Source organism: Streptomyces jumonjinensis, assembly GCF_009600885.1.
GTDB classification, from domain to species: Bacteria; Actinomycetota; Actinomycetes; order Streptomycetales; family Streptomycetaceae; genus Streptomyces; species Streptomyces jumonjinensis.
The window spans coordinates 85,755-93,928 of sequence record NZ_VCLA01000039.1; the positions used below are offsets into that span (position 1 = coordinate 85,755).

General features: G+C 67.0%; 8 protein-coding genes and 1 pseudogene. 7 read left to right on the forward strand and 2 right to left on the reverse strand.

Annotated features, from left to right (window positions below):
* Nucleotides 1–592: hypothetical protein (locus FF041_RS05410; RefSeq protein ID WP_153521254.1), on the forward strand; the 592-nt coding region annotated here is incomplete at its 5' end.
* A 116-nt stretch (nucleotides 593–708) separates the two neighbouring features.
* Here the strand turns inward: FF041_RS05410 and FF041_RS05415 are convergent.
* Nucleotides 709–1,020 carry a ferredoxin gene (locus tag FF041_RS05415; RefSeq protein ID WP_153521255.1) on the reverse strand — a complete coding sequence of 104 codons (312 nt, stop codon included), beginning with the start codon at nucleotides 1,018–1,020 and terminating at the stop codon, nucleotides 709–711.
* 264 nt (nucleotides 1,021–1,284) lie between these two features.
* Here FF041_RS05415 and arc point away from each other — a divergent pair, with 264 nt between their 5' ends.
* From arc to prcA, 6 genes are all read left to right on the forward strand, one after another.
* Complete coding sequence (arc, locus tag FF041_RS05425) at nucleotides 1,285–3,051, forward strand: proteasome ATPase (RefSeq protein WP_323371482.1); 1,767 nt, start codon at nucleotides 1,285–1,287, stop codon at nucleotides 3,049–3,051.
* A gap of 272 nt (nucleotides 3,052–3,323) precedes the next feature.
* Nucleotides 3,324–4,835 (forward strand): depupylase/deamidase Dop, encoded by a 1,512-nt coding sequence (gene dop / locus FF041_RS05430; RefSeq protein WP_153521256.1) that lies wholly within the window; start codon nucleotides 3,324–3,326, stop codon nucleotides 4,833–4,835.
* Nucleotides 4,836–4,985: 150 nt separating this feature from the next.
* Entirely contained in the window at nucleotides 4,986–5,204 is a 219-nt protein-coding gene (locus FF041_RS05435) for a ubiquitin-like protein Pup (RefSeq protein WP_086569168.1), read from the forward strand.
* A 5-nt stretch (nucleotides 5,205–5,209) separates the two neighbouring features.
* A complete protein-coding gene (locus FF041_RS05440) occupies nucleotides 5,210–5,815 on the forward strand; it encodes an endonuclease VII domain-containing protein (RefSeq protein ID WP_153521257.1) in 606 nt (201 codons plus the stop codon).
* The gene (gene prcB, locus FF041_RS05445) at nucleotides 5,767–6,612 is read left to right on the forward strand and encodes a proteasome subunit beta (protein WP_323371483.1); all 846 of its coding nucleotides are present in this window, start codon (nucleotides 5,767–5,769) and stop codon (nucleotides 6,610–6,612) included. The genes FF041_RS05440 and prcB overlap by 49 nt, the downstream gene beginning before the upstream one ends.
* A gap of 62 nt (nucleotides 6,613–6,674) precedes the next feature.
* Nucleotides 6,675–7,439: a proteasome subunit alpha gene (prcA, locus tag FF041_RS05450; protein ID WP_323371484.1), complete on the forward strand. Its 765-nt coding sequence runs from the start codon at nucleotides 6,675–6,677 to the stop codon at nucleotides 7,437–7,439.
* A 90-nt stretch (nucleotides 7,440–7,529) separates the two neighbouring features.
* Here the strand turns inward: prcA and FF041_RS37720 are convergent.
* Nucleotides 7,530–8,174, reverse strand: a pseudogene (locus tag FF041_RS37720) (hypothetical protein); the annotation flags it as partial.

An 8,174-nucleotide genomic window follows, 5' to 3' on the forward strand; every position in this document is an offset into this window, starting at 1 on the left:
CGTGCAGCCCTCCGAACTCCCGGACCTCGCGCACACCCGCACCCGCCCCGCGCACTGGCTCGCCACCGCCGCCGCCCTGGCCGCCGCGATCGCACTCGCCGGAGGACTCCAGTCCGCCACCGCCTCCCAGCCCGGTAAGACCGCCGCCCGCCCCGGCGACCACACCGCCCCCGCCGACCCCCGGCCGAAGACCGCCCCCGACCCCGCCCGCGTCGCCCTCCCCCTGGAATGCGGCGCCATCGGCAGCGTCATCAGCCAGAAGACCACCGGCGACCTCGACGGCGACCGCACCCCCGAGACCGTCGTCGCGGCACACTGCGACGCCGGCTCCGGCACCCCGCCCAGCGGAATCTACGTACTCGCCCACGACCGGAAGGGCACCCCCCGCGTCGTCGCCACCCTCATCGACACCAGCCGGCAGCAGACCGCCGACAAGCTCGCCATCCACGACGGAACCGTCACCGCCACCCTGCTCGGCTACTCCTCGGCCCAGACCCCCAGGTGCTGCCCCGACCTGAAGGAGACCGCCGAATGGCAGTGGAAGGACGGCAAGTTCCTCCGTACCGCGGGAAGCGAACCACGCGCCCTCTGACAGGCCCGGCCCGGCGCTCGGCCGCCCCTCAGCCGGAGCTCCCCACCCGGACGGAACACACCGCGACCGCCCCGCGACACCAGGTCACCGACGGTCGACGGTACGTATGCAAACAGCTACTCCACGTCCGGGCCATACACCTCGACGCTGTCCGAAACCCGACGTACGTGAATACAGTCGCCCGGACACTCCTTCACCGAGTCCACCACATCCCGCAACAACGGCAACGGCACCGGAGCCGTCGCCCCCGGATCCTGCAACAGCTCGTCGTCCGGGCTCTTCACATACGCCAGCCCATCGATGTCCAGCTCGAAGACATCCGGCGCGTACTGAACGCAGATCCCGTCCCCCGTACAGAGGTCCTGGTCGATCCAGACCTCCAGAGCCTCTGCGGCGCCATCGGACGGGGCCTCGTGCTGCGCGGTCATATCTCCTGCCGTTTCCTGCGTCGGGTCAAGCGTTCACAGAAGCGACTCAAGCAAGTCGCGCCAGCCCTGACGGGTGTTGAACACTTCGACCTTACAACCGGCCGCTTTCCGATGTTGATGGGTGGGTATTCCCCTGGCGTGAGGGAGAGCGCAAGGGTGAAGATCGGACACACCCCTACCGTCTTTGTGATCTAGGGGTTTCAATCACCACCCACCCAGGTAGGGTCAGGAAGCGTCCAGCTCCCCTTGGAGGAGGTGAGGACCGTGGCAGCCCACGACGACGACATCAACCGCGGCATCCGGCCGGGGCGGGGGTCTGAAGACCCAGCCGGCCAGGTCGCCTACCTAGAGCAGGAAATCGCCGTCCTGCGCCGCAAGCTCGCCGACTCTCCGCGGCACACGAGGATTCTCGAAGAGCGGATCGTCGAGTTGCAGACGAACCTGGCCGGCGTGTCCGCACAGAACGAGCGACTCGCCAACACGCTCCGTGAGGCCCGCGACCAGATCGTGGCCCTCAAGGAGGAAGTCGACCGGCTCGCACAGCCGCCGGCCGGCTTCGGGGTCTTCCTGCAGGCGAACGATGACGGCACATGCGACATCTTCACCGGAGGCCGCAAACTCCGCGTGAACGTCAGTCCCGGCGTCGAGCTCGAAGAGCTACGGCGCGGCCAGGAAGTCATGCTCAACGAAGCGCTCAACGTGGTCGAAGCCATGGCATACGAGCGCGCCGGGGACATCGTCACCCTCAAAGAGATCCTTGAGGACGGCGAGCGCGCCCTGGTCGTCGGCCACACCGACGAGGAACGAGTCGTACGGCTCGCCGAGCCCCTGCTGGACATCACCATCCGGCCCGGCGACGCCCTCCTGCTCGAACCCCGCTCCGGCTACGTCTACGAAGTGGTCCCCAAGAGCGAGGTCGAAGAACTCGTCCTCGAAGAGGTGCCCGACGTCGACTACACCAAGATCGGCGGACTGGGCAACCAGATCGAACTGATCCGCGACGCCGTCGAGCTCCCCTACCTCTACCCCGACCTCTTCAAAGAACACGAACTGCGCCCACCCAAGGGCATCCTGCTCTACGGCCCACCAGGCTGCGGCAAGACACTCATCGCCAAAGCCGTCGCCAACTCCCTCGCCAAAAAAGTCGCCGAAGTCACCGGCCAGCCCGCCGGCAAAAGCTACTTCCTCAACATCAAGGGCCCCGAGCTCCTCAACAAATACGTCGGCGAAACCGAACGGCATATCCGCCTCGTCTTCCAGCGAGCCCGGGAAAAGGCCAGCGAAGGCACCCCCGTCATCGTCTTCTTCGACGAGATGGAATCCCTCTTCCGCACCCGCGGATCCGGCGTCAGCTCGGACGTGGAGAACACCATCGTCCCCCAGCTGCTCGCCGAGATCGACGGTGTCGAGGGCCTGGAGAACGTCATCGTCATCGGCGCCTCCAACCGCGAGGACATGATCGACCCGGCGATCCTCCGCCCCGGCCGCCTCGACGTGAAGATCAAGATCGAGCGCCCGGACGCCGAGGCCGCCAAGGACATCTTCGCCAAGTACCTCACGGCGTCGCTGCCGCTGCACGCCGACGATCTCTCCGAGCACAACGGATCCAAGGAAGCCGCCGCACACGCGATGATCCAGTCGGTCGTCGAGCAGATGTACGCGGAATCCGAGGAGAACCGCTTCCTGGAGGTCACCTACGCCAACGGTGACAAGGAAGTCCTCTACTTCAAGGACTTCAACTCCGGAGCGATGATCCAGAACATCGTCGACCGGGCCAAGAAGATGGCGATCAAGGCCTTCCTCGACCACAACCAGAAGGGTCTGCGCGTCTCCCACCTCCTCCAGGCCTGCGTGGACGAGTTCAAGGAGAACGAAGACCTCCCCAACACCACCAACCCCGACGACTGGGCCCGCATCTCCGGAAAGAAGGGCGAACGGATCGTCTTCATCCGCACCCTCGTCACCGGAAAACAGGGCGCGGACACCGGACGCTCCATCGACACCGTGGCGAACACCGGACAGTACCTGTAAGAGCGCACCGGCTGCGGATGCCCCCGGCCGGGCATCCGCAGCCGGTCTCTTTCCCCCGGACCGGACTCCCGGCTTCCCCCGGACCCGACTCCCGGCACCAGCCACACCCGCAGCAATGACTCAATCGATCTCCCCCGCAGCCCGGCGGCGCTCTAGGCTCTTCGGTACCGCCGGATCGCACAGCGCGGGGACGGGCACCGCATGCGCACCGGAGCACCAGCGGTACTGAGCGCCGCCCCCGGACGGGAGCGACGCAGGGCAAGGAGGGCCGCATGACCGTACGGCGAGTAATGGGAATCGAGACGGAGTACGGCATCTCCGTCCCCGGCCACCCCAACGCCAATGCCATGCTCACCTCATCCCAGATCGTCAACGCCTACGCGGCGGCGATGCACCGGGCGCGCCGCGCCCGCTGGGACTTCGAGGAGGAGAACCCGCTGCGGGACGCCCGCGGCTTCGACCTCGCCCGGGAGACCGCCGACTCCAGCCAGCTCACGGACGAGGACATCGGCCTGGCCAATGTGATCCTCACCAACGGCGCCCGGCTCTACGTCGACCACGCCCACCCCGAGTACAGCTCCCCCGAGGTCACCAACCCCCGGGACGCCGTCCTCTGGGACAAGGCCGGCGAACGGATCATGGCCGAAGCCGCCGAGCGCGCCGCCCAGCTCCCCGGCGCCCAGCCGATCCATCTCTACAAGAACAACACCGACAACAAAGGCGCCTCCTACGGCACCCACGAGAACTACCTGATGAAGCGGGAGACCCCCTTCTCGGACATCGTCCGCCATCTGACGCCGTTCTTCGTCTCCCGACAGGTGATCACCGGCGCGGGCCGGGTCGGCATCGGCCAGGACGGCCACGAACACGGCTTCCAGATCAGTCAGCGGGCCGACTACTTCGAGGTCGAGGTCGGCCTGGAGACCACGCTCAAGCGCCCCATCATCAACACCCGCGACGAACCCCACTCCGACGCCGAGAAGTACCGCCGCCTCCACGTGATCATCGGCGACGCCAACCTCTCGGAGATCTCCACCTATCTGAAACTGGGCACCACCGCCCTGGTCCTCTCCATGATCGAAGACGGCTTCATCGCCGTCGACCTCGCTGTCGACCAGCCCGTACGCACCCTCCACCGGGTCTCCCACGACCCCGACCTCGGCTATCTGGTCACGCTGCGCAGCGGCCGGACACTCACCGCAGTCCAGCTCCAGATGGAGTACTACGAGCTCGCCAGGAAGTACGTCGAGGAGCGCTTCGGGGCCGACGCCGACGAGCAGACCACGGATGTGCTGAGCCGCTGGGAGGACACCCTCAACCGGCTGGAGAACGATCCGATGAGCCTCTCGGGGGAGCTGGACTGGATCGCCAAGAAAGAGCTGATGGAGGGCTACCGCCGCCGCGACGGCCTGGACTGGGACGCCGCCCGGCTGCATCTGGTGGACCTCCAGTACGCGGACGTACGGCCCGACAAGGGCCTCTACAACCGTCTGGCGGCCCGCGGCAAGATGAAACGGCTCCTGGACGAGCCGGACGTCTCCCGCGCCCGCACCAAGCCCCCCGAGGACACCCGCGCCTACTTCCGCGGACGCTGCCTGGAGCAGTACGCGGACGACGTGGCCGCGGCCTCCTGGGACTCGGTGATCTTCGATCTTCCGGGCCGTGACTCGCTCCAGCGGGTCCCGACCCTGGAGCCGCTGCGCGGCACGCGCAGCCACGTCAAGGAACTGCTCGACCGCTGCCGGACCGCGGAAGACCTGGTCCGGGTGCTGTCGGGAGGCTAAAAGGCCGCGGTTCGGGAATCATCTCCGGGAATGATCGGGATGGTCCCCGGACGTTGTGGAAAGTGCGGGGCCGATGTCGGACCGGGCTTGTAGGGTCTGATCTTGACAGGAACGAACTCACGTCAGGGCAAACCGAGCGGGGTGAGGGACATGGCGACCAAGGACACCGGCGGCGGACAGCAGAAGGCCACGCGTTCCACGGAGGAGGTCGAGGAGCAGGCGCAGGACGCGCAGGTCTCGGAAGATCTCAAGGAACGCCAGGAGAAACTGTCCGATGATGTGGACTCCGTCCTGGACGAAATCGACGACGTACTCGAGGAGAACGCCGAGGATTTCGTTCGGTCATTTGTGCAAAAAGGCGGACAGTAACGGACATGTCGGACCCTGTCGAATCGAAGCGCTGCACCGGCTGTGAGCAGATACTTCCACTCGCTTCCTTTGCCGCCGACGGGAATCGAAGAGACGGACTCCAGGTGCGGTGCCGGCAGTGCGTGGCTGAGTACTCCGCCGTGTACTACCGGCGCCGCCGGGAGGCGATCGGCAAAACCGTTCGCGAAAAGGTCGACGTACCGCCGGGGCGCAAGCTGTGCCGCGCCTGCGGGGAGATCAAGCCCCACAGCGATTGGCATCGGAATGCCAGGGCCTCCGATGGCCTGTCCACGCGCTGCAAGGCGTGCCGGGCCGTCCGGGGCCGGGCGGATCATCTCAAACGGCAGTACGGCATCACCGTCGCCGAGCGGGACGGGATGGTCGCCGACCAGATGGGCATCTGCTGTATCTGTCTCGCGGCTCCCGCCGCCCATGTGGATCACTGCCACAAGACGGGTAAGGTCCGTGGCGTACTGTGCTTCAACTGCAATTCGGCCATCGGCAAGTTGGGTGACAACCCCGACACCGTCCGCCGGGCTGCCGCCTACTTGGAAGGAAACTCGTGGAAGCCAACACTCGTGGCACCGGGCGTCTACCAGCTGCCTTCCTGACGCCGGGCTCCTCCTCCTTCATGGACTTCCTGGGGGAGCACTCCCCGGAGCTGCTTCCCGGAAGGCGCACGCTCCCGCCCGTGCAGGGCGCCGTCCAGGCGCCGCACGGCACGACCATCGTCGCCACCACGTTCTCCGGGGGTGTGGTGCTCGCCGGTGACCGGCGGGCGACGATGGGCAATATGATCGCGCAGCGCGATATCGAGAAGGTCTTCCCGGCCGACGAGTACTCGGCGGTGGGCATCGCGGGCACCGCCGGTCTGGCGGTGGAGATGGTCAAGCTCTTCCAGCTGGAGCTGGAGCATTTCGAGAAGGTGGAGGGCGCGCAGCTCTCGCTGGAGGGCAAGGCCAATCGGCTCTCCACCATGATCCGGGGCAATCTCGGCATGGCGATGCAGGGGCTGGCGGTCGTTCCGCTCTTCGCGGGGTATGACGTGGACCGTGGGAAGGGCCGGATCTTCTCGTACGACGTCACGGGCGGCCGTTCCGAGGAGCAGGGTTTTGCGGCTACCGGTTCCGGTTCGATCTTTGCGCGTGGGGCGATGAAGAAGCTCTACCGTGATGATCTGGATGAGCAGCAGGCCACTACTTTGGTGGTGCAGGCGCTGTATGACGCGGCGGACGACGATTCGGCGACCGGCGGTCCGGATGTGGCCCGGCGGATTTATCCGATCGTGGCGGTGATCACTGAGGACGGTGTGCGCAAGCTCGGCGAGCAGGAGTCCGCCGACATCGCCCGCTCGATTCTGGAGCGCCGTCTCGAACAGCCCGATGGACCGCGCGCCGCGTTGCTCTGATGTTCTCCCGGCCACCGCTGGGCGGGGCCGCCACGCCACTGACAGAAAGGGACGGATAGCCGGTGACGACGCCGTTCTATGTCTCGCCCGCACAGGCCATGCAGGACCGGGCGGAGTATGCCCGGAAGGGCATCGCCCGTGGTCGCAGCCTGGTTGTGCTGCAATACGCCGACGGCATTGTCTTCGTCGGTGAGAACCCGTCCCGTGCGCTGCACAAGTTCAGCGAGATCTATGACCGGATCGGTTTCGCCGCGGCCGGTAAGTACAACGAGTATGAGAATCTCCGTATCGGTGGTGTGCGCTACGCGGATCTGCGTGGTTACACCTATGACCGTGATGATGTGACGGCGCGCGGTCTGGCGAATGTGTACGCCCAGACGCTGGGCACGATCTTCTCCAGTGCGGCGGAGAAGCCGTATGAGGTGGAGCTGGTCGTCGCGGAGGTCGGTGCGACTCCGGAGGGTGATCAGATCTATCGGCTGCCGCATGACGGTTCGATCGTGGATGAGCACGGTTCGGTCGCGGTCGGCGGCAATGCGGAGCAGATCAGCGCTTTCCTTGATCAGCGGCACCGGGATGGGATGTCGTTGGCGGAGGCGCTGAAGCTGGCGGTGCAGGCGCTGTCGAATCAGGCCAATGGCGCGGATCGTGAGATCCCGGCGGATCGGCTGGAGGTGGCGGTGCTGGACCGTACTCGGCCGCAGAAGCGGAAGTTCAAGCGCATTGTGGGGCGGCAGCTCGCCCGGCTGCTGGAGGCGGACGGTGCGGCCTCGGCTCCGACGGATGCGGCCTCGGATGTGGAGGAGGGCGAGGAGGGCGGGGAGTAGTCCCTGTCGGCTCGCCGCTGATGTGACGGTGGTGCCCCGGATCGTGGCCGTTGAGGTCGTGGTCCGGGGCGCCGCTGTTTCTGTGCCGGTTCAGGGCAGGGACCAGTGGTGGAGGGCGTCGGGGCTCCGGGTGAGCCAGGTGCCGTCGCCGAGGGGGGTCACCCAGCCGGCTGGGTGGGGGTAGCGGATGCGGCCCAGTGGCTGGAGTGTGCGGGCGTCGCAGAGCCAGTGGCGGGTGACGGCGGGGCGGCCCGGGGGGTAGATCCGGCCGGTGACGAGGAGGTGGCGGTCGTCGAGCAGGAACGCGCCGTCGAATTCGTCGGCGGCGGGGTCGTCGGTGAGTTCGGTGAGATCGCGGAGTGCGGTGGGCTCGTCGGCGGTCACCTCGTGGGAGGCGAGTTCGTTGCGGTCGTCGTTGGCGGCGATGTGTTCGGCGCGGCGGAAGGTGAGGACGCGTGGTGTGCCGGGGGTGGTGCCGGTGGGCAGGAAGTCGATGACCTCGCGCATGGTGGTGCCGCCGCGGATGTGGAGTCCGTCGTGGCGCGGTTCGATCCAGTAGCTGGACCAGCTGTACCAGGCGGTCCAGCGGGAGAGGGCGAGGAGTGAGCCGTCGGGGTGCCAGCGCTGGGTGGCGACGGAGGCGATGCCGCTGATGGGGCGCTGTGCCTCGATGCGGCCGGTGGCGGCGTCGAGCAGGAGGAGGGTGTCGCAGGTGTAGTCGAGGCGGGGCGGGCC